Origin of the sequence: Azospirillum sp. A1-3, assembly GCF_023806445.1 — a bacterium.
In the GTDB taxonomy this organism is placed as follows: domain Bacteria; phylum Pseudomonadota; class Alphaproteobacteria; order Azospirillales; family Azospirillaceae; genus Azospirillum.
The window spans coordinates 322,628-342,942 of sequence record NZ_JAMSLU010000004.1; the positions used below are offsets into that span (position 1 = coordinate 322,628).

At 67.3% G+C, this 20,315-nt stretch carries 18 protein-coding genes; 4 read left to right on the forward strand and 14 right to left on the reverse strand.

Features of this window, described 5'->3' with window-relative positions:
* The 8 genes from M5E06_RS22805 to M5E06_RS22840 all read right to left on the reverse strand — a co-directional run bounded on the left by M5E06_RS22805 (window position 1) and on the right by M5E06_RS22840 (window position 10,020).
* Complete coding sequence (locus M5E06_RS22805) at window positions 1-894, reverse strand: GntR family transcriptional regulator (RefSeq protein WP_252140148.1); 894 nt, start codon at window positions 892-894, stop codon at window positions 1-3.
* Window positions 895-1,114: 220 nt separating this feature from the next.
* Window positions 1,115-1,492 carry a ribbon-helix-helix domain-containing protein gene (locus tag M5E06_RS22810; protein WP_252140149.1) on the reverse strand — a complete coding sequence of 126 codons (378 nt, stop codon included), beginning with the start codon at window positions 1,490-1,492 and terminating at the stop codon, window positions 1,115-1,117.
* 47 nt (window positions 1,493-1,539) lie between these two features.
* Complete coding sequence (locus M5E06_RS22815) at window positions 1,540-3,609, reverse strand: sigma-54-dependent Fis family transcriptional regulator (RefSeq protein WP_252140150.1); 2,070 nt, start codon at window positions 3,607-3,609, stop codon at window positions 1,540-1,542.
* Window positions 3,610-3,831: 222 nt separating this feature from the next.
* Complete coding sequence (locus M5E06_RS22820) at window positions 3,832-5,469, reverse strand: molecular chaperone GroEL (protein WP_252140151.1); 1,638 nt, start codon at window positions 5,467-5,469, stop codon at window positions 3,832-3,834.
* A 163-nt stretch (window positions 5,470-5,632) separates the two neighbouring features.
* On the reverse strand, window positions 5,633-5,989 hold the full coding sequence (locus M5E06_RS22825) for an MmoB/DmpM family protein (RefSeq protein ID WP_085086548.1): 357 nt from the start codon (window positions 5,987-5,989) through the stop codon (window positions 5,633-5,635).
* Window positions 5,990-6,025: 36 nt separating this feature from the next.
* Window positions 6,026-7,147 carry an aromatic/alkene monooxygenase hydroxylase subunit beta gene (locus M5E06_RS22830; RefSeq protein ID WP_252140152.1) on the reverse strand — a complete coding sequence of 374 codons (1,122 nt, stop codon included), beginning with the start codon at window positions 7,145-7,147 and terminating at the stop codon, window positions 6,026-6,028.
* Window positions 7,148-7,179: 32 nt separating this feature from the next.
* A complete protein-coding gene (locus tag M5E06_RS22835; RefSeq protein WP_252140153.1) occupies window positions 7,180-8,238 on the reverse strand; it encodes an NADH:ubiquinone reductase (Na(+)-transporting) subunit F in 1,059 nt (352 codons plus the stop codon).
* 117 nt (window positions 8,239-8,355) lie between these two features.
* Window positions 8,356-10,020, reverse strand: coding sequence for an aromatic/alkene/methane monooxygenase hydroxylase/oxygenase subunit alpha (locus M5E06_RS22840; protein ID WP_109151611.1), 1,665 nt, complete (start codon window positions 10,018-10,020; stop codon window positions 8,356-8,358).
* Between the two features lie 510 nt (window positions 10,021-10,530).
* Here M5E06_RS22840 and M5E06_RS22845 point away from each other — a divergent pair.
* From M5E06_RS22845 to M5E06_RS22860, 4 genes are all read left to right on the forward strand, one after another.
* Window positions 10,531-10,914 carry a c-type cytochrome gene (locus tag M5E06_RS22845; protein WP_252140154.1) on the forward strand — a complete coding sequence of 128 codons (384 nt, stop codon included), beginning with the start codon at window positions 10,531-10,533 and terminating at the stop codon, window positions 10,912-10,914.
* Between the two features lie 32 nt (window positions 10,915-10,946).
* On the forward strand, window positions 10,947-11,342 hold the full coding sequence (locus tag M5E06_RS22850; protein ID WP_252140155.1) for a VOC family protein: 396 nt from the start codon (window positions 10,947-10,949) through the stop codon (window positions 11,340-11,342).
* A gap of 44 nt (window positions 11,343-11,386) precedes the next feature.
* Window positions 11,387-11,941 (forward strand): twin-arginine translocation signal domain-containing protein, encoded by a 555-nt coding sequence (locus M5E06_RS22855; protein WP_252140156.1) that lies wholly within the window; start codon window positions 11,387-11,389, stop codon window positions 11,939-11,941.
* 64 nt (window positions 11,942-12,005) lie between these two features.
* Window positions 12,006-13,577: a GMC family oxidoreductase gene (locus M5E06_RS22860; RefSeq protein ID WP_252140157.1), complete on the forward strand. Its 1,572-nt coding sequence runs from the start codon at window positions 12,006-12,008 to the stop codon at window positions 13,575-13,577.
* Window positions 13,578-13,583: 6 nt separating this feature from the next.
* Here M5E06_RS22860 and tkt read toward each other — a convergent pair whose 3' ends face one another.
* From tkt to M5E06_RS22890, 6 genes are read right to left on the reverse strand one after another with little or no spacing between them, the layout of a single operon-like run.
* The gene (gene tkt / locus M5E06_RS22865) at window positions 13,584-15,563 is read right to left on the reverse strand and encodes a transketolase (protein WP_252140158.1); all 1,980 of its coding nucleotides are present in this window, start codon (window positions 15,561-15,563) and stop codon (window positions 13,584-13,586) included.
* 41 nt (window positions 15,564-15,604) lie between these two features.
* The gene (locus M5E06_RS22870) at window positions 15,605-16,564 is read right to left on the reverse strand and encodes a D-2-hydroxyacid dehydrogenase (RefSeq protein WP_252140159.1); all 960 of its coding nucleotides are present in this window, start codon (window positions 16,562-16,564) and stop codon (window positions 15,605-15,607) included.
* On the reverse strand, window positions 16,561-17,463 hold the full coding sequence (locus M5E06_RS22875; RefSeq protein WP_252140160.1) for an NAD(P)-dependent oxidoreductase: 903 nt from the start codon (window positions 17,461-17,463) through the stop codon (window positions 16,561-16,563). Before M5E06_RS22875 ends, M5E06_RS22870 begins: the two co-directional genes overlap by 4 nt.
* A 34-nt stretch (window positions 17,464-17,497) precedes the next feature.
* Window positions 17,498-18,757, reverse strand: coding sequence for a TRAP transporter large permease (locus M5E06_RS22880; protein WP_252140161.1), 1,260 nt, complete (start codon window positions 18,755-18,757; stop codon window positions 17,498-17,500).
* Complete coding sequence (locus tag M5E06_RS22885) at window positions 18,754-19,314, reverse strand: TRAP transporter small permease (protein ID WP_252140162.1); 561 nt, start codon at window positions 19,312-19,314, stop codon at window positions 18,754-18,756. The genes M5E06_RS22880 and M5E06_RS22885 overlap by 4 nt, the downstream gene beginning before the upstream one ends.
* Window positions 19,314-20,297, reverse strand: a complete 984-nt coding sequence (locus M5E06_RS22890) for a TRAP transporter substrate-binding protein (protein ID WP_252140163.1) — start codon at window positions 20,295-20,297, stop codon at window positions 19,314-19,316. Before M5E06_RS22890 ends, M5E06_RS22885 begins: the two co-directional genes overlap by 1 nt.
* Window positions 20,298-20,315: the final 18 nt, after the last annotated feature.

Sequence of the window (20,315 nt, forward strand, 5' to 3'; positions counted from 1 at the left end):
TCAACTCCTCTGTTTGATTGCCCGCAGGGTGCGGGTGGGCTTTTCGCCCAATTTGCTTTTGTCGGTTTTGCTTTTGTCAGGCTTGCTCTTGTCAGCCTTCTTGCGCTCGGCCTTCTCGGTGGTGCGCGGCCAGCCAAGCGCCGGGCTCCAGCGCCGTTCGCCGTCGTTGCCGGTGCGCACCAGATCCATGTGGAAGCTGTAGCGGTCGGGCCGGTACAGCGCGTGCAGATGCTCCACGCCACGGCCCGACGGCTCGTAGACGATGCGGGTCAGGGTCAGCAGCGGCGACCCGATCTCCAGATCCAGCGCCGCCGCCGCTTCGGGGCCGGCAAGCGTCGCGTTGATCGCCTGGGTGGCGCGCTCCGTCGTCACGCCCGACCGTTCGATCAATTCCAGCAACGGACGCGCCGCCAGTTCCGCCTCCGAATAGGTCAGGCCGATCCATTCCGGCACATGGGTGGTCAGGTAGGAAAACGGCTCCCCATCGATCAGGCGCACGCGCACCGACCGTTGGACCCGTTCGCCGGGCTTCAGACCCAGGCTCTCGGCGATGGACTCAGGCGGGATGCCGTAACCGAAGGACAGCAGCTTCACATCGGTGCTGCGGCCCATGTCGATCAGGTGCGACAGCACATTCGACAGATCGGCGACGATGGGACGGACGGCGCGCGTGTCGTGAACGAAGGTGCCGGAGCCGGCCTTGCGCTGCACCAGCCCTTCCTTTTCCAGAAGGTCGAGCGCGCGGCGCACGGTGACCCGCGACACCGCATGTTCGGTCGCCAGCGCCGGTTCTCCCGGCAGCCGCCCGCCCGCCGGCAGCTCGCCGGCGACGATGCGGTCGCGCAGCAGCAGATAGATCCTGCGCGCCTTCAGGGGTTCGACCGCCGACTTCACAGCACTCCGCCTCCCCATCATCGGAAACCGTCGCCTGTCCATTCACCAGACAGGAACCTGTATGATGGATAATACAGCTTCGGTCAACAGCGATGTTGGGGGCACCAACGGTTGCGGCCCGCACCCAAGTCATTCAATTGGGTGCAGGCTGGCTTCGGCTTCGATGGTCGGCGCAGTCCAACCGGTCAGGATTCGGACTGCGCCACCGTTACGATTGCCGTCACGATTTGGCGGAGACCTGGCGATCGGCAGGGAAGGCGACGACGGATGCCCCCTCGCCACCCGGTGCGGGATCGGAGGTGCTGATCCCCCCGGCAACTCCGCGTGTTGCCGCTTCCGGTGTCAGGGTCAAATAGCGCACGCAGCTGACCCGCAGGAAGGACGCGAGGTTCTGGACGCTGCCATGCACCTCCATGACCTCGTCATAGAGGGTGACGATCAGGCGGTTGGTCGTGGTCCCGTGTTCGGCGGCAATGCCGGCCAGGACGTTCCAGAACAGGTTCTCCAGCCGGATGCTGGTCACCATCCCATGGATGCGGACGGAGCGCGACCGGGCCTCGTACAGGATCGGGTCGGTGTTGACAAAGATTTGGCACATGCGCCGATCCTCCTCCAACGATGGAGCTGTTCCTCATCGAAGCCGGCTCATCCCCGGCGAACCGCGCCACGCTGGATGCCGTGCTGGCTCAGCTTGCGATACAGGGTGCTGCGTGAAATCCCCAGCACCGCCGCGGCATCCGACAGGTTCCCGCCGGTGGCGGCGATCACATCCTCGATCGTTCGCTGTTCGGTGACCGTCAGCGACATTGGGGCGGCTCCGGCCGGCGCCGGATTCGGCATCGCCGGCCCCGCGACCGCCGGATAGGGCGAAGGCCATCCACCGGCCTCCACGCCACCGCAGGCGTCATGCAACTCGTCCGGAAGATCGCGAACATCGACGGTTCCGCCGGTGGACAGCAGGATCGCGCGTTCGACCACGTTGCGCAGTTCCCGCACATTGCCCGGCCAGTCGTGGCCTTGCAGCAGGTCCAACGCCGCGGCGGTGAAACAGACGGGGGCGCGGCCATGCCGCTCCGCCAGCACGCCGTTGAAGTGGGAGATCAGGCGCGGAACGTCGCCATGCCGCTCACGCAAGGGCGGCACCCGCAGTGCCGTCACGGCAAGCCGGTGGTACAGGTCGCGGCGGAATCGGCCGGCGGCGACCTCCTGCCGCAGGTTCCGGTTGGTCATGGCCAGCAGCCGCACCGACACCCGGCGCGGGACATTGTCGCCGATGCGGTACAGCACCCCTTCCTCCAGCACCCGCAGCAGATAGGGCTGAAGGTCGAGCGGCAGTTCGCCGATCTCGTCCAGGCACAGCGTGCCGCCGTCCGCCAGTTCGAAACGGCCGATCCGCCCCTCCGCCGCCGCGCCGGTGAAGGCGCCGCGCACATAACCGAACAGCTCGCTGCCCAGCATCTCGCGCGAGACCGCGCCGCAATTGAACGGCACGAAGGGACCGCCGGCCACCGCGCTGTGGCCGTGGATGGCGCGCGCGAACAGCTCCTTGCCGACGCCGGTCTCGCCCTCGATCAGGATGGGGACCGGCAGCGGCGCCAGACGCTCCCCCTGCCCGATCACGGCACGCAGGCTGTCGCTGGCCCCGACGATGTCGGCAAAGCGGCAGCGGCTGTGGTCGGACTCGTCCGGTACCGCCCGGCGCCCGGCGGAGGGACGGGACGACGCCGAACCGGGAATGACCAGCAGCGTCCCCCGCCGCTCGCCGTCCAGCATCAGCGGACGGACCCAATCGGACGGAACCGGCAGCCGCCCGCCGGCGCCGCCGTCCAATCCGACAAGAGGCAGCTTCGTCCCCCGGTTCAGCGGCGGCAGCTCCGATCCGAGGCTCGCCTTCAGCAGAGTCGCGGCCTTGCGGCTGGCAAAGAGAAGCCGCCCACGCGCATCCAGCGCGATCAACCCCTCCCCAGCGTATTTCTGGCTGTCCTCAAGGCAGGCCTCCAGAAGCCGCACATGTTCGGCCTCCGTCTGGCGGGCGAGGTTCCATTCCACCTGCCGGGCGGCGACCACGGCCAGCGCCAGCGCCTGCCCGCTGAAGCTCTGCTTCAGGCCGGAGATGTCGAGCAGCCCGACCACCGATCCGTCGACCGGGTCGTGGATCGGCGCGCCGGCGCAACTCCACCCCTTGATCCCGGCGCAGTAATGCTCCGCCGACTGGACCAGCACCGGCTGCTTGGAGGCGAGCGCGGTGCCGATGCCGTTGGTGCCGGCGCAGGTCTCGCCCCACTGGCCGCCGCAGGCGAGGCTGATGTCGCGGGCCGCGTTCATCGTCGCGCGGTCGCCGGCGGCCTCCAGCACCACGCCGTTGGCATCGGTGATCAGCATCACCGTCCGCGTTCCGGCCAGGAGGTTCGCCGCCTCCGCCAGGGTCGTGGCGGCGGCCTGCAGCAGATCGCGGTTGTCGCGGCGCAGAGCCTCGACAAGATCGCTGCCGACCACCGGCGCCGCATCCGCCCGCGCATCGACCAGGAAGCTCTGGCAGCGTGCCCAGGATCGGATGACCACGTCGCGCACCGGCAGATTCTCCCGCCGCGAGCCTGAAACAAAATCCTCCCACGCCTTCATCGTCGCCGTTTCGCCGTCCACCAGCGCATGGAACGCCGGACCGGACGAAGCAACGGCCAGACGGCCGATACCGACCTGCTCATTGGCCAACACAGTCCCCTCCCTGCATCCCGGCGTCTTTCGCGGATTTCCCGTAGCGCCGATTGTCCTTAAACGGGGTGCGGAGACTCGTCCCGAAGTACTCCGCATCCACGATTGTTTGTGTAAGAAATTATAAGCCGGACTGAAGCGGGAGCGGTAGTAGCGGAATACTCTATGGCCTTTTTCCTGTGTTTTTCCCCGAAGGTGGAGGTGAGCCGTCGCGGCAAGGCGGGGTCAGCTGCGCCCGTACCGTTCCATCCCGCCGCCGCGCGCCGGGCCGGCGGTGGGATCGACGTCGTCGGGGATGTCGGCAACCAGCGTGTGGGTGGTCAGGATCAGCTTGGCGACCGACACCGCGTTCAGCAATGCCAGCGTGGTGACCTTGACCGGATCGATGATGCCGGCGGCGAACAGGTCGCCGAAGCGGCCGGTGCGGGCATCGAAGCCGGAGCCTTCGGGAAGCTCGGCAATCCGGGCGGCGACGCCGGCCCCGTCCAGCCCGCCATTCTCGGCGATGCAGACCAGGGGCTGCAGCATCGCCCGCTGCACCAGCTTCACCCCGGCGCGCTCGCCCTCCCCCACATCCTCGGCCAACCGGTCGAGCAGCGGGGCGACGCGGGCCAGCGCGGTGCCGCCGCCGGGCACCACCCCGTCCGCCAGAGCCGCGCGGGCGGCGGCGAGCGAATCCTCCAGAAGCTGGGCGGTGCGCTTCTGCTCCACCGGCGTGGCGCCGCCGACCTCGATCAGGGCGGTGCCGTGCGTCAGCTTCGCCAGCCGCTGGGACAGCTTGTCCCGTTCGATGTTGGGCGGCGCCTCCTCCCACTGGCGCTGCACCAGGGCGCGGCGCGCGGCCAGCGCGTCCGGATCGCCATGGCCGCGCAGGAGGGTGGTGCGGCCGGCGGTCACCTCGATGCGGTCGGCGCCCCCCAGATCCTCCGCCGTCATGTTGTCGAGGCGTCCGCCGAGGTCGCGGGCGATCACGCGCCCGCCGGTCAGGATCGCGATGTCCTCCATCATCGCCTGACGCCAGTGACCGAATTCCGGTGGGTTGATCGCCACCACCGTGGCGCGTCCGTCGCGGCGCAGCGCCATCAGCGCCGCCACCACCTCCGGCGCGACACTGTCGGCGACGACCAGCAGCGGACGCTCGTCGCCAAGCCGGCCGATCAGGCGCAGGAGCGGTTCCGCATCGCCGATCTTGTGGTCGGTCATCAGGATGCGAGGCCGTTCCAGCACCGCGGTCTGGCCGGTCGGCTCGGTCGCCATGTGATGGGACAGGAAGCCGCGGTCGAGTACCATGCCCTCCAGCACATGCAGCGCGGTCGGCGCCCCCGGCTGGCCGTATTCGATGTCGATCACCCCCTCCGGTCCCACCCGGCGCAGGGCATCCGCCACCAGCCGCCCGAGCGCCGGATCGGTCGCCGCGACGGTCGCCACCTGCTCCAGCTGCGCATCGCCCGCCAGCGGCCGGGCCATGCCGCGGAGGTGGTCGACGACGAAGCCGCAGGCGCGCTCCATCCCCTCCACCAACTCCACCGAACCATTGCCATCCGCCAGCACCGCGACGCCGTCCTGGATCAGCGCGTCGGCCAGCACGGTGGCGGTGGTGGTGCCGTCGCCGGCCACGTCATTGGTCTGCTTCGACACCTCGCGCACCACCTGGGCGCCCATATTCTCGAAGCGGCAGGGCAGCTCGATCTCGGCGGCGATGCTGACGCCGTCGCGGGAGATCATCGGCGTGCCGATGGGGCGGTCGATGATCGCGTTGGTCCCCTTCGGCCCCAGCGTGCCGCGCACCGCCAGCGCCAGCTTGCCCACCCCACGGGCAAGCGCGGCCCGCGCCTCGGCACGGTGCAGCATCATCTTCGGCATGGCGTCTGTCCCTCCCAGTCTTGTTTTGCGGACTTGAAAGAAGATCCCCTCTCCCCCCCGGGGAGAGGGTTAGGGTGAGGGGGTTCCGTTTGCCGGACGATCCTCGCAATGCATCCCCCTCACCCCGGCCCTCTCCCCGGGGGGGAGAGGGAGATCTCACGCATCACTCGTAGGCCAGCGCGTCATCCATGTTGCCGAAGAGGACGACCGTGTCCTCGTCGATCATGACCATGCGGCCATAGTGGGTGGAGGTGGAGATCTCGAAGATGTGCGGGGTCATCTCGCGGCCGAGAGCCTCGCCGATCTCGCTCATCTTGAACTCGATCTTGCCCTCGCCGTCGATGCGGATCATCGCCGGCAGATAGGTGACGGTGATGCCCGGCTTGCTCTCCATCACCTCGGCGATGCAGCGCGCCTCGACGCTGTCGTTCATCGTCACGCCGCACTGGTGGGAGATGGTGCCATCCTGGGTGATGTCCTTCAGCGGCTTGAAAAGCTGCTGCACGGTGGTGACGCTCATGGTTTTCGTCCTCTTCTGGCGGAGATGCGGGAAAGCTCACTCAGCCGCGGCATCGGTGACTGCGGCGGCCGGCTGCCCGACCTCGACCGGCGGCAGGGCCGGCAGCTCGGCGTCGATGCCGATCTCGCGTCCGATGGCGGCGACGCGGTCGCGCGCCCGCTCGAAAGCGTCCGTGAAGCTGGCCGCCTTGACCCGCGGCAGCGACCACAGCGGCTGAAGCTGCAAGGCCGCCTTCACCGCCAGTCCGCCATGATGGGTGAACCAGCTTTGCAGCATGGTCCGGTTGTCCTCGCCATGGGCCGGATCGCGCAGCAGCAGGGCGAACAGCTCCACCGTGTTGGCGAGGTTCCGTTCATAGTCGGCCTCCGCCGCCGAGATGACCGACGGGGTGGAGAAGTCGTTCTGCGCCGCCGCCACCTGCATGACGAAGCCGCTGCGGAACAGCTCGCCGACCAGCGGTTCGAAGACGAGGTTGACGGCGAAATACTGCTCCAGGAAATCGGTGGCGGCGCGGATATGCTCCACCGCCTCGCGGCAGGGCTGCCAGATCGGGTCGTCCAGCCAGTGCGCCTTGCCGGCGTCGAGATCGAAGCCGCCGATATCGCTGCCGACCTCCGCCAGATAGAGCGTCAGGTCCTGGGCGAAGCGCAGCTTGTAGGAGGCGTTGGTCAGGACGGCGTTGTTGACCATCTGGGTGTAGCCGTAGCGCTGCGCCCGCATCAGCGCAGTGCCCAGCCCATATTCGGCATGCTTGAAGGCGCCGACATGGTTCTGGAGCACGGCGACCCAGGCCTTGTCGAAGCGCTGGGGCGCCCCGGCGCGGCGTGCGTTCTCCACCACATTCTGGATCATGCCGACGATGGTGGACTGGCGCTGGTAATGGGTGCGTTCCCATTCCTGGTCGGGCGCGCGGAAGCCGTGCCAGTCCGTGCATTTCAGCGCGGTCCAGTCCTTGGAATATGTCGGCGTGCCGTCGCCGAAGGAGATGATCCAGTTCTGGAGCAGGTAGCGCTCCGGATCGGGCTGGACGTCGACGGTCACGTCTTCGTAATGGGTCGCCTTGCGGCCCTTCGGTTCGAAGTAATTGTAGCGGCGGCTGTCGGAGCCCGGAAAGGACTTGGCCCCGGCGGCTGCGGATGCGGTTTCCTGCATGGTCATCGTCGTTCCTCCCGTGTTTGCACGACGCCGCCTCAGCGGGTCGCGGGGGTGAATTTGTCGAAATAGACGCGCGCGGAATCGACGCCGGCCATTTGCAGGACCGGCAGCACCGCGTCGATCATCGGCGGCGGCCCGCAGGAGAAGACGTCGGCCTCCTCCACCTCATCCATCCCGGACAGGTGCCGGCGCAGCACCTCGTGGATGAAGCCGGTCTCACCGGTCCAGCCGTCGCCCTCCTCGGCATGCGACAGGGCGGGGATGAAGGCGAAGTCCGGCAGGCTGCGGGCGAACTCCTCGAACTGGTCGAGGTGGAACAGGTCGCGTTGGCTGCGGGCGCCGTAGAAGAAGCGCACCGGCCGCGTCTCGCCGCTGGCGGCCTGATCACGCAGGATCGACAGCAGCGGCGCCATGCCCGACCCGCCGCCGATCAGGATCATCGGCCCCTCCCGCCCCTCGCGGCGGAAACAGGTGCCGTAGGGGCCGCGGACGCTCACCCGGTCGCCGACCGACAGGCCGCCGTCCAGTTGGCGGGAAAAGGCGCCGTCCGGGTATTTCTTGATGATGAACTCCAGCCGGTTGCCGTCGGCCGGCGGGTTGCCCATCGAGAAGGAGCGGGTCAGGCCGATGCCGGGCAGCGTGATGTCGGCATATTGGCCGGCCCAGAACTTCATCGGCTGGTCCAGCTCCAGCGCGATGGCGACGATGTCGTGGGTCAGCGGCTCCACCGCCGCCAGGCGGGCGGTGAAGTCCTTCACCGGGATGGAGCGGGACAGCAGATCCTCGTCGTAATTCAGCAGTTCCACCGCCACGTCGCTGTAGGCCAGCGAGCGGCAGAGCAGGATGTGGTTGCTGTCGCGCTCCGGATCGGAGAGCGCGAAGGTGGAGTATTTCAGCATCTCCACGTCGCCGTCGATCAGCAGGCATTTGCAGGCGGAGCATTGCCCCTCCTTGCAGCCATGCATCAGCGAGACGCCCTGGCGGAAGGCCGCGTCGAGGATGGTTTCCCCCTCCGCAACCTCCATTTCGATGCCGACCGGCTCCAGCCGCACCGTGTGGACGGCCGGACTGTTGTGCAGCGCTTGTGCGGTCATGGTCTGTCGATCTCCGCGGTGATGTCCGCCTGTGATGTCCGCAGGGGCTCCCGTTCCCCCTCTCCAGCCGGAAAGGGGGCCGGAAAGGGGGGCGGACCCGAGTGAATGGGCGGGGGATCAGACCCGGCGGATCTTGAAGCCCTTGCGGTATTCCTCGACATGCGCCTGACGCTGTTGCGGCGTCATTTCGCGGAGCGCCAGCAGCGGGCTGCGGATGGTGTGACCGCGCACGTGGTCCAGCGTCCACATGTCCTTCTCCTCGAAGGACAGGTGCGGCTGGGCGACCAGCGTCTTCCCGTCGGGACGGACGAAGCCCATGTCCTGGATGGCGTCGGCGAGGTCCCAGCCGTCATAGACCTCCTCCCACTGGCGCCGGCCGGAGAAGCGGCCCATCGCCGGGGTCGGACGGCCCTGGTATTCGGCGGCGAACGCTTCCTTGTGGGTCCAGCGGTCGACCTCGGAGGCGTAGGTGTAAAGCTCGCCGTCCACCTCATCGACCTGGAAATCCTCGCGGATTACGCAGGGCACCAGGCTCGACCAGCAGCGGTGCGGATAGACGTAGCCGGTGTCGGCGAAGGTGATCGGCACGCTGCCGGGCTTGCTCAGCTTTGCGTAATTCTCCCACCAGACGCCGAACTCGTCGTACCAGCCCGGATACTTGCTTTCGAACCACTCGAAGTCGCGCTCGGTCATCGCCTCGATGCGCCAGAAATTGGCCCACCAGCCGGCGGAGAAGAACTGGGCGATCTTGTGGACGTAGTTCTTCTTGACGATGCTGTCGAAGGCTTCGTGGACATCGTCATGGTGGATCTTGATGCCGTACTTCTCCAGCGGCAGCATGTAGGTGCGGTAGTAATCCTCGAAGATCCAGCGGTGCCACAGCTCGGCGTAGGATTCCTTGTTCTTGTCGCGGTGCTTGGTGCCGTATTCGATGATCGTGCCGATGGCGGCATCGACGATCATGTGGTTCTGCCAGAAGGAATAGCGGATGTCGCGTTCCAGCAGCAAATGGTTGTCCGGCTCCTTCAGCACCGACATCAGCATGGAATGGCCGTTGCCGATGTGGCGGGATTCGTCGCTCTGCACCGACAGGAAGACGGTGGGCAGGGCATAGTCGCCGTTGCGCGCCGCTTCCGACGGCATGGCGACGAACAGCGTGTTGGTGAAGGCGGTTTCCGCCACGACCTGCAGGTAAATGTTCGACGCGGTGATGGCGTCGCCGGTTAGGAAGGCCTCACCGAACTGCCGGCCGATGGTGGTGGCGTAGCATTTGCCGAACGCCTTCTCGGTGATGTCGAACCCGGCCGGGTCGATGTAGTTCTCCATGTACCATTTCTTGAGGTTCATCTGGATCGTCGAGTGCCGGAACTCGTCGATCATCTGCATGGTGAAGCCGGTGCGCAGATCGTCGCCCGGCGCCAGCTGGCCCAGCGTCGCCATCGACCGTGCCGCCGAGATCTCGGGGAAGGGGATGATCGCCAGGAACAGCTTCATCCATTCTATCCAGCGCGGCTCGACATTGCGGAACATGTCGCCGCGCAATGCCGCGTCCAGCGCGCCATAGACGCGGTTGTCCTTTTCCTCCTGCATCGGGAAGTAGGAGCGCAGGACCTGCTTCATCGGGTCGCGCGGTGCCTTGGAGATCTTGTAGTCGGTCGGGAAGCTCATCGCCTCCTTGACGTAGGACGGCGTCCAGCCGAGATCGGCGACGCGGCGCGCCGCCTCGGTGATGCCGATGCCTTTCTGGCTGGTGATCTTGTTCAGCGTCAATCCATCCGGCATGTCGTCTCTCCCCATGATTTTGATGATGGTGTCCCGATGGTCGGGCTTGTGGATCGGGCCTGAGGGATCGCGTCGGCCGCGCATGCCGGATGACGGGTCACCGGCAGTGTTAAGGGCGGGATCGGCAATGGCGCGACGGTGGCGGCGCGACGACGTGGTGCGCAGCCTCAGGCCGCTTACGGCCGCCGAACCGGGGCAGCCGCATCGCCGACCCCATAAAGCAACCGGCGTGCCAAAAGCTCAAGCCACCAGGGAACGCCAATTTTAAAGAAGGTTTGCTATACGCACTGTCTCATTACAGGACGATCTGTCGCGCCACGATGTCCCAAAATGAAACAGTTGGGACGGTTGGCAGAGGGTAGACAGCCAGAAACCGGCTTGCCTGCTTGTCCGCCACGGCCTCTCGTAGCGTGGCATGCCCCTTGCTCTACCCAGTCGACGGCGCCGCTCCGGCTGGTCCGAAGTGCCGGCGCCCCGCTTCGGGAGGATTTTCAAACGATGAGGCATGCGATGCACGCGAGGATGTCGCCGCACCGCTGGGTGATGTTGCTGCTCCTTCTGTCCATACCCTTCACGCCGAAATCGGCGGCGGCGGATGGCGAGGTGCTGTTCCGGCAGCAATGCGGAACCTGCCATTCGGTGAAGAAGGACGATGGGCCGCGCGCCGGACCGCCGCTCTACGGCGTCATCGGCCGCAAGGCCGGCACGGCCGACGGCTTCGAATATTCGGATGCGCTGCGCGGTGCCGGCTTCGCCTGGGACGCCGGCCATCTGGAACGCTGGCTGGCAAACTCCAACCAGTTCGTTCCCGGCAGCTACATGAACTACCGCCAGGACGACGACGCGATCCGCAAGAGCATCGTCCAGTTCCTGGAGGCCAAGGCCAAAGGGTAGCGCCGACTCTCCACGACTTCGCAGGAAACATCATGGCCAAAATCATTCACATGATGGTGCGCGTCCTCGACGAACAGCGGTCGCTGGATTTCTACGCCAAGGCCTTCGGGCTGGAACCGGCCGAGCGGCTGGGGTTCGAAGGCTTCACGCTGATCTACCTGCGCAACGCCGAAAACGACATGGAACTGGAGCTGACGGTCAACCACGACCGCACCGCGCCCTACACCCACGGCGACGGCTACGGCCACATGGCGGTGGCGGTGGACGATCTGGACGGCGAACACGCCCGGCTGTCGGCCCTGGGTTTCCCGGTGACGCCGGTGAAGGAATTCGCCCCCGGCGGCACCCTGCTGGCCCGCTTTTTCTTCATCACCGATCCGGACGGCTACAAGACCGAGGTCCTGCAACGCCACGGCCGCTACCGCTGAGCTTTGACAGCAAAAACAATCCACCTGGGAAGGAGACGTCGATCATGCGCGTTCTCGACAAACGGATACGGCTCAACCGGCGCAATTTTCTGAAGACCTCCGCCGCGTCGATGGCGGCGGCCGGCGCGGTTTCCGGCGGCATGGTGTCGATCGGAGCGACCCCGGCCTGGGCCGAGGCGCTGACCGCCATCAAGCCCGATGCGGCCAAGACCCTGCTGGTGATGGTGCGCGACCTCTATCCGCACGACCGGCTGGGCGACGCCTATTACGAGACGGCGCTGGCCTCGATGGACCAGGCGGCGGCCAAGGACGCCACCGTGGCCGGCCAGCTCAATGAAGGCGCTGTGGCCCTCGACGCCGCCGCACGCAAGCTGCACGGCGCTCCCTATGCCGCCATCAAGGCGGAGAAGGATCGCGTCGCCGTGCTGAAATCCATCGAGACCACGCCGTTCTTCGCCAAGGTCCGCGGCGACATGGTGGTCGCGCTCTACAACCAGCCGGAGGTGTGGGCAAAGCTCGGCTACGAAGGGGCGTCGGCCGAATATGGCGGCTACATCCACCGCGGCTTCGACGACATCGACTGGATCAAGGACGCCTGACGGCACCACCGGCTGGCCTGAATGAACGCCCACTGAATGCCCAAAAAATGGGGAGGACCGAGACATGGTCGCGAAATTCGCAATGGACGACGACAGCGTCGTGGTGGTGATCGGATCGGGTGCCGGCGGCGGCACTTTGTCGAACGAACTGGCCCAGAAGGGCATCAAGGTCGTCTGCCTGGAAGCCGGCAAGCGTCACGAAATCCAGGATTTCGTGAATGACGAATGGAAGAGCTTTTCGCAAATCTCCTGGCTGGACAAGCGCACCACGTCCGGCAGCTGGCGGGTGGCGAAGGACTTCCCCAACCTGCCGGCCTGGATCGTCAAGGCGGTCGGCGGCTCCACCATCCATTGGGCCGGCGCCTCGCTCCGCTTTCAGGAACACGAGTTCAAGGCGCGCACGACCTACGGCGAGGTGGAGGGTGCCAACCTGCTCGACTGGCCGGTGACGCTGGCGGAGATGGAGCCCTATTACGACAAGGCCGAATTCAAGATGGGGACGACCGGCACCAACGGCATCCCGCGCCTGCCCGGCAACAACAATTACAAGGTGCTGGCGGCCGGCGCCAAGAAGCTGGGCTATGCCGAGTTCCACACCGGCAACATGTCGATCAACAGCAAGCCGCGCGACGGCCGCGGCTCCTGCCAGCAGATCGGCTTCTGCTTCCAGGGCTGCAAATCCGGCGCGAAATGGTCCACCCTCTACACCGAGATCCCCAAGGGGGAGGCCACCGGCAACCTGGAGGTCCGGCCGGACGCCCAGGTGCTGAAGATCGAGCATGACGCCAAGGGCAAGGTCAACGCCGTGCTCTATGCCGACAGCACCGGCGCCATCCACCGGCAGAAGGCCCGCATCGTCGCGGTCGCCGGCAACTCGATCGAAAGCCCGCGTCTGCTGCTGAACTCGGCCTCGACGATGTTCCCGGACGGGCTGGCCAACTCCTCCGGTCAGGTCGGGCGCAACTACATGCGGCACATGACCGGCTCGGTCTATGCGATGTTCGACAAGCCGGTGCACATGTATCGCGGCACTACCATGGCCGGCATTATCCGCGACGAATCCCGCTTCGACCCGCGCCGCGGTTTCGTCGGCGGCTACGAGATGGAAACGCTGTCGCTGGGCGTGCCCTTCATGGCGGCCTTCCTCGATCCCGGCGCCTGGGGCCGCGATTTCAGCTCGGCGCTGGACGCCTACGACCATATGGCCGGCATGTGGCTGGTGGGGGAGGACATGCCGCGCGAGACCAATCGCGTCACCCTGCACGCGACGGACAAAGACAAATTCGGCCTGCCCATCCCCAACGTCAATTTCGACGACCACCCCAACGACATCGCCATGCGCACCCACGCCTATGGCCGTGGGTCGGCGGTCTATGACGCGGTGGGGGCGGTGCGGACCATCCACACCCCGCCCTACCCCTCCACCCACAATCTCGGCACCAACCGCATGAGCGCCAACGCCCGCGACGGCGTCCTCAACAAGTGGGGACAGGCGCACGACGTCAAGAACCTGTTCGTGTCCGACGGCAGCCAGTTCACCAGCGGCGGGTCGGAGAACCCGACCCTGACCATCGTCGCCCTGGCGATCCGGCAAGCCGACTACATCGCCGACCAGATGGGCAAGCGTGAGATCTGAGGACCGTTAAAGCCGTGCCCGCGCCTCCTCCGCCACCCGTTCCGGCGTGATGCCGAAGTGGCGGTAGAGGTCGGGCACCGCGCCGGACGCGCCGAAGCCGGTCATGCCGACGAAGCCGCCATCCTCGCCGATGTAACGCTCCCACCCCTGGACCACCGCCGCCTCAACGGCGACCCGCACGGTGGACCGGTCGATGACGGCGCGGCGATAGGCCTGATCCTGCCGCTCGAACAGTTCCCAGCAGGGCATCGAGACCACCGCCGTCGGCACCCCGTCGGCCTGCAGCAGATCGCGGGCCTGCAACGCGATGGCGACCTCCGATCCGGTGGCGAGCAACGTGACCCGGCGCTCGCCCCCCTCCGCCTCGGCCAGCACATAGCCGCCGCGTCGGCAGCGGTTTTCGGCATCGCCGCCACGGCGCACCGGGTCCAGCGGCTGGCGGGCGAAGACCAGCGCCGTCGGTCCGGAGCGGTGCTCCAGCGCGATCTCCCAGCACTCCGCCGCCTCCACCGCATCGGCGGGGCGCAGCACCAGCAGATTGGGAATGGCGCGCAATGCCGCCAGCACCTCCACCGGCTGGTGCGTCGGGCCGTTGGTGCCGATGCCGATGGAATCGTGGCTGAACACGAAGGTGACCGGCAGCCCCATCAGCGCCGCCATGCGGATGGCCGGGCGTTCGTAATCGCAGAAGGCCAGATAGGTGATGCCGGTCGCCACCACCCCGCCATGGGCGGCCATGCCGTTCAGCATGCTGCCCATCGCATGCTCTCGCACGCCGTAATGGACATAACGGCCGGCACGGTCGTCCGCGGTGAAGGCGGCCAGCCGCCGCTTGTGCAGGGTGGCGCCCTCCAGGTCCGGCGCGCCACTCAGCATCTCCGGGATGACCTCCGTCATCAGGTCGACGATGTCGCCGGAGATCTTGTAGCCGTGATCGCTGTGCCCGCTCTCCGCCATGCGGCGCTTGAAAGCGTGCAGCGCGTCGGCCCAGCCGTCGGGCAGCCGCCCCTCGCGCAGCCGGTCCAGCTCGCGGCGTTTTTCAATGGACAGCGCAGTAACGCGGGCTTGCCAAGCCTGCTGCTCCGCGCCACCCCGGCGGCCGGCTTCCAGCCACGCGGCCCGCACATCCTCGGGAATCTCGAAGGGTCCATGCGGCCAGTCGAGCGCGCGGCGGGCGGCGTCGGTGTGTTCCTTGAACAGCCGGGCGCTGTGGGCGGCGCGCTGGCCCTCATGCGGCAGGCCGCGTCCGATGCTGGTGGTGCAGGCGATCATCGACGGCCGCGGATCGAGCTTGGCGAGGCGCAGCGCTTCCGACACCGCCTCGATGTCGTGGCCGTCGACCTCCTGCACATGCCAGTTGCTGGCACGGAATCGGGCGGCCATGTCGTCGGACAGCGCAAGGTCGATACCGCCGTCGTCGGTGATGCGGTTGTCGTCCCACAGATAGGTCAGCTTGCCCAGCCGCAGATGACCGGCGAGCGCGATGACCTCCTGCCCCACCCCTTCCTGCAGGCAGCCGTCGCCGACCAGCGCATAGGTCCGGTGATCGACGATGCCGTCGCCGAAGCGGTGGTTCAGGAAGGCTTCGGCCAGCGCCATGCCGGCAGCGTTGGCGATGCCCTGCCCCAGCAGCCCGGTCGTCACCTCGATCCCGCAGGACTGGTGGATTTCCGGATGACCGGCGGTGTGCGACCCCATCACGCGGAACTGCATGAGTTCGTCCAGCGTCATCGCCTCGTAGCCGCTGAGATGCAGCAGCGAGTAGATCAGCATCGAGCCATGGCCGTTCGACTGGACGAAGCGGTCGCGGTCGAACCACAGCGGATCGGCGGCGTTGAACTTCAGGTGCCGGGTGAAGAGCGCCGTCGTGATGTCGGCGGCGCCGAGCGGGGTGCCGGGATGCCCCTCGCCCGCGCGCTCGATGGCATCCATGGACAGAAAGCGGATCGCGTTCGCCATCCGGCGCGGATCGACGCTGGGCATCATGTGGTCCTTTCGGGAATGCGGGATGGTGCGGGGCTGCGCCGTCACGTCACCAGATTGATCGGCCGCCCGGCCGCGAAGGCTTCGATGCAGGCGGTGACCTGCTCGGCGACGGCCTGCCGCGCCTCGACGCTGGCCCAGCCGATATGCGGCGTCAGCAGGAAGTCGGTGCGCCCGGCAAGGCGGAGGAAGGGATGGTCGTCCGGCGGCGGCTCCACCGCCGTGGCATCGACGGCGGCACCGGAGATCAGCCCGCCTTCCAGCGCGCGGACCAGCGCCATGTCGTCGATCAGCCCGCCGCGCGAGGTGTTGATGACCAGTGGCCGGCGCGCCATCCGGGCGAACTCCGCCTCGCCCAGCAGATGGCGGGTGGCGGGCGTCAGCGGGCAATGCAGGGTCAGCACGTCGCTTTCGGCCAGCACCGTGTCGAACGGCACATGCTCCGGTCCGCTTGCCGCCTCTCCCTTGCGGCCGGCGAACAGCACGCGCATGCCGAAGGCGCGGGCGATGGTTGCCACCGCCTGCCCGATGGCGCCGCGCCCGACGATGCCGAGCGTCGAGCCGTGCAGATCGCGGATCGGGTGGTCGAGCAGGGTGAACTGCCCACAGGCCTGCCACGCCCCCGCCGCCACCGATTCCCGGTAGGCCGGCAGGGAGCGGCGCAGCGCCAGCATCAGGGCGAAGACATGCTCCGGCACCGTGTGGATGGCATAGGCGCGGACGTTCGACACCGCGATTCCGCGCGCGTGGCAGGCGGCGACGTCCACACTGTCGGTCCCGGTCGCGGCGACGGCGACGAAGCGCAGGTCGGGCAGCTGCTCCAACGTCTCGGCGCGGATCGGCACCTTGTTGACGATCAGGACGGTCGCCCCGCGTGCCCGCTCGACGATCTGCTCCGGCGCGGTGCGGCCATATTCACTCCACTCATGCGGCATGGCGGGACGGCGCAACGCGATGTCCGCCCCCATGGTGTCGTGGTCGAGAAAGACGATCCGCTCCATCATTGCCTCCCCTCGGGCCGCCCCGCGGCGGTGCCGTTCACCGCGTGATAGCTGCGGATGACCTGACTGTCGTCCATTGCCCCTTCGCCGCGGCCGGAGGTGGCGAGAAACATCTGGTGGGCGACGGCGGCCAGCGGCAGCGCCGCCTTGGCGTCGCGCCCGGCCTCCAGCACGATCCCCAGATCCTTGACGAAGATGTCCACCGCGCTGGTGATCTCCGGCTCCGCCTCCAGCATGCGCGGGCCGCGGTCCTTCAGCATCCAGCTCGACGCCGACGACCCGCTCATGATCTGCAGCAGGATGTCGAGATCGACCCCGACCTTGGCGGCCAGCGCGAAGGCCTCCGCCACCACGGCGATGTGGACGCCGCACAGCAGCTGGTTGACGGTCTTGACCGTGGCGCCCTGCCCCGGCTTTTCGCCGACATGGAAGACCTTGTCGCCCATCGCCGCCAGGATCGGGCGAACCCGCTCCACCGTCGCGGCCTCGGCGGCGGCCATGATCGACAGCGTTCCCGCCACCGCGCCCACCACCCCGCCGGAAACCGGCGCATCGACGAAGCGGCGCCCGGCCGCCTCCACCCGTTCGGCCAGCGCGGCAACCGCGCCCGGCGGGCAGGTCGCCATCAGGATCACCGAAGCGCCGGCCGGCAGGGCCTCCAGCGCGCCGTCGGCGAAGAGCGCGGCGTCGGCCTGCGCGGCATTGACCACCATCAGCACCAGCGCGTCGGCACCCGCCGCGGCCGCCGCCGCACTGGAGGCGCCCTTGCCGCCGGCGCCCTCCAGCACCCGGACGCTCTCGGCCCGCACGTCAAAGCCCTGGACGGCGCAACCCTTCGCCAGCAGATTGCGCGCCATGGGCATCCCCATGGAACCGAGGCCGATGAAACCGACTGTCGTCATCGTGTCATGATCCTTGGATTGAGGTGCCGCCGGCTCAGTACAGGATGGTCGCCGGCACGTAGGACACGAGGCCCAGCACGATCAGCGCCACCAGATAGAAGGGCCACAGCTCGCGCACGATGGCGCCGATGGGCTCGCGGGAGATGGCGGCGGAGATGAACAACGTGGTGCCGATCGGCGGCGTGAACAGGCCGATGCTGAGGTTGACCGCCATCATGATGCCCAACTGGATCGGGTCCATGCCGATGGCCCCGCCGACGGCGACGAAGGTCGGCCCCAGCAGCAGGATCGCCGCCGGCAGGTCGAGGAACATGCCGACCACCAGCATGATCAGGTTCATCGCCAGGATGATCAGCCACGGCTCCTGCAGCACGGTCTGCGCATAGGCGGCCACCGCATTGGGGATCGCTTCGGTGATCAGCACATAGCCGACGAGGTTCGACGCGGCGATCACCAGCATGACGACGCCCGTGGTCACCACTGTCCCCATCAGCGCGGCATGGATGCGCTTCCAGGTCAGGTCGCGGTAGATCAGCACGCTGACCAGCAGCGCATAGGCGACGGCAACGACGCTGACCTCCGTCGGGGTGGCGATGCCGAAGCGCAGCAGCACCAGGATGAAGGCCGGCATCAGCAGCGCCGGCAGCGCGGAAATGGTTGCCTGCCCCAGCGCCCGCATCCCGCCCTCGCTCTTCAGCAGGGGAAAGTTGCGGGTGCGTCCGCTGACGTAGCACACCACCATCATGCCGGCGGCCAGCAGCAGGCCCGGCAGGATGCCGGCGAGGAACAGCGAGGCGATGGAGGCGTTCGACACCGCGGCGTAAAGGATCAGCGGGATCGACGGCGGGATCAACCCGGCGATCACCGACGAGGAGGCGGTCGCCGCCGCACCGAAGGCCGCCGGATAGCCCTCGCGCTTCTGCCAGGGGATCAGCATGGACCCGAGCGCCGACGCTTCCGCCACCGCCGAGCCGGACACGCCGCCGAAGATGGTGGAACCGACGACGGTGACCTGGGCCAGACCGCCGGGATAGCGCCCGACCAGGGCTGCGGCGAAGCGCACCAGCTTCTGGCCCAGCGTGCCGCTCATCATCAGCGCGCCGGACAGGATGAAGAAGGGAATCGCCAGCAGGGGGAAGCTCTGGGTCGGCTGGAACAGCTTGACGACCGCGATCACGGTCGGCACCGACCCCATGGTCATCACCGCGGCGCCGGAACTGATGACCAGCGCATAGCCGACGGGAAAGGAGAGCAGCAGGAGAAGGCCGAAGACGGCGACCATCACGACGGTCATATCTCTTCCTCCGACACATGGGCGCGGACGGACCGCGGGTCTTCGGCGATCAGCAGGCGCAGGAAGGTGGTGACGGCGGTCAGACCGACGCCGACGAAGCCGGCGATCAGCGACAGGTAGGCCCAGCGGGCGCTGACGCCCGTCACCGGGTAGATCTCGCTGCCGGTGATCTCAATGACGGCGAGGCCGATGTAGGCGAGATAGAAGAAGGTCGCCCCCACCACCACCTGCATGCCCAGCAGCAGCGCGCGGGCCAGCGGGCGGGGCAGCAGGTCGAGCAGCAACGTGACCGAGATGTGTGCGCCCTTCTGCGCCGCCAGCACCACGCCGCCCATCACCAGCCAGGGGAACAGCAGGTTCGGCAATTCGGAAGGCCAGCCCAGCCCCTGCGTCGTCAGGTAACGGACGACGACTTCGGCGCCCAGCGCCAGGAACAGCACGATCAGGGACAGGATCGCCACGGCGGCGGAGACGACGGAGATGGCACCGTCGGCCGCCTGGAGAAGGGTGGCGGGAAGTCCCGCCACCTCATGCTCCCGCTCGTGGGACACCGTCATCACTGCGCCGCTCCGGCGGCGGCTTCCTTGCGGACCAGGGCGACCAGTTCGGGGAACTGCTTCTCCCACTTGTCATAGACGGACTTGGTCTTGGCGATGAAGGGCGCCGGGTCGACCGTGTTGAACTTCACGCCGGCGTCTTCCATCTTCGCCTGCAGTTCCTTGTCGGCCTTGGCGGACATCTCGCGGTTCAACTTGCCGGCCTCAGCCGCCGCGTCCAGCACCGCCTTCTGATCGGCCTTCGACAGGGTGTCGAAGACGATCTTGCTGGCCAGCAGCGGGGTCGATTCATACTTATGGCCGGTCAGCGAGATGTATTTCTGCACCTCGAAGAGCTTCGACGAATAGATGTTCATCAGCGGGTTCTCCTGCCCATCGACCACGCCCTGCTGGAGCGCGATGTAAAGCTCGGAGAAGGCCAGCGGCATCGGGTTGGCGCCGAGAGCCTTGAAGATGTCGACCGTGATCGGGTCCGGCGGCGTGCGGATCTTGATGCCGGCCAGATCCTCCGGCTTGGTGATCGGCCGGACATTGTTGGAGACATGGCGGATGCCGTTGTCCCACATCGCCAGCAGAACCAGCCCCTTGGCCTTCGACGCCTCGTCCAGCTTCTTCGCCACCGGGCCGTCCAGAACCTTCCAGGCCTGCGGCAAGGATTGGAACAGGAAGGGCAGGCCCAGCACGGCATATTCCGGCACGACGCCCGAGGCGGTGCCCTGCGAATTGGCGCTGAAGGCCAGCGTGCCGAGCCGCATGCTGGTCAGCGCCTCGGCGTCATCGCCATACTGGGCGCTGCCGCCGACCTCGATCTTCACCCGGCCGTCCGTCTTCTTGGCGACGAGTTCCGCGAACTTCAACGAGGCTTCCGCCTTCGGATTGCCCGGCGCCGCATTGTGGGCCAGACGCAGGACCTGCTGGGCCCAAGCGGCCGGCGAAGCGACCAGGGCGGTGCCCACCATCAGCGACAAAAGCAGCTTCTTCATCGGATCTCTCTCCCTATG

Bases quoted from the DNA above. Each gene is read 5' to 3' on its own strand.
- M5E06_RS22810 (WP_252140149.1), bottom strand. From the start codon at position 1,492: ATGTGCCAAATCTTTGTCAACACCGACCCGATCCTGTACGAGGCCCGG.
- M5E06_RS22820 (WP_252140151.1), bottom strand. From the start codon at position 5,469: ATGCCGAAGATGATGCTGCACCGTGCCGAGGCGCGGGCCGCGCTTGCC.
- M5E06_RS22825 (WP_085086548.1), bottom strand. From the start codon at position 5,989: ATGAGCGTCACCACCGTGCAGCAGCTTTTCAAGCCGCTGAAGGACATC.
- M5E06_RS22830 (WP_252140152.1), bottom strand. From the start codon at position 7,147: ATGACCATGCAGGAAACCGCATCCGCAGCCGCCGGGGCCAAGTCCTTT.
- M5E06_RS22835 (WP_252140153.1), bottom strand. From the start codon at position 8,238: ATGACCGCACAAGCGCTGCACAACAGTCCGGCCGTCCACACGGTGCGG.
- M5E06_RS22840 (WP_109151611.1), bottom strand. From the start codon at position 10,020: ATGCCGGATGGATTGACGCTGAACAAGATCACCAGCCAGAAAGGCATC.
- M5E06_RS22845 (WP_252140154.1), top strand. From the start codon at position 10,531: ATGCACGCGAGGATGTCGCCGCACCGCTGGGTGATGTTGCTGCTCCTT.
- M5E06_RS22850 (WP_252140155.1), top strand. From the start codon at position 10,947: ATGGCCAAAATCATTCACATGATGGTGCGCGTCCTCGACGAACAGCGG.
- M5E06_RS22855 (WP_252140156.1), top strand. From the start codon at position 11,387: ATGCGCGTTCTCGACAAACGGATACGGCTCAACCGGCGCAATTTTCTG.
- M5E06_RS22860 (WP_252140157.1), top strand. From the start codon at position 12,006: ATGGTCGCGAAATTCGCAATGGACGACGACAGCGTCGTGGTGGTGATC.
- tkt (WP_252140158.1), bottom strand. From the start codon at position 15,563: ATGATGCCCAGCGTCGATCCGCGCCGGATGGCGAACGCGATCCGCTTT.
- M5E06_RS22870 (WP_252140159.1), bottom strand. From the start codon at position 16,564: ATGATGGAGCGGATCGTCTTTCTCGACCACGACACCATGGGGGCGGAC.
- M5E06_RS22875 (WP_252140160.1), bottom strand. From the start codon at position 17,463: ATGACGACAGTCGGTTTCATCGGCCTCGGTTCCATGGGGATGCCCATG.
- M5E06_RS22880 (WP_252140161.1), bottom strand. From the start codon at position 18,757: ATGACCGTCGTGATGGTCGCCGTCTTCGGCCTTCTCCTGCTGCTCTCC.
- M5E06_RS22885 (WP_252140162.1), bottom strand. From the start codon at position 19,314: ATGACGGTGTCCCACGAGCGGGAGCATGAGGTGGCGGGACTTCCCGCC.
- M5E06_RS22890 (WP_252140163.1), bottom strand. From the start codon at position 20,297: ATGAAGAAGCTGCTTTTGTCGCTGATGGTGGGCACCGCCCTGGTCGCT.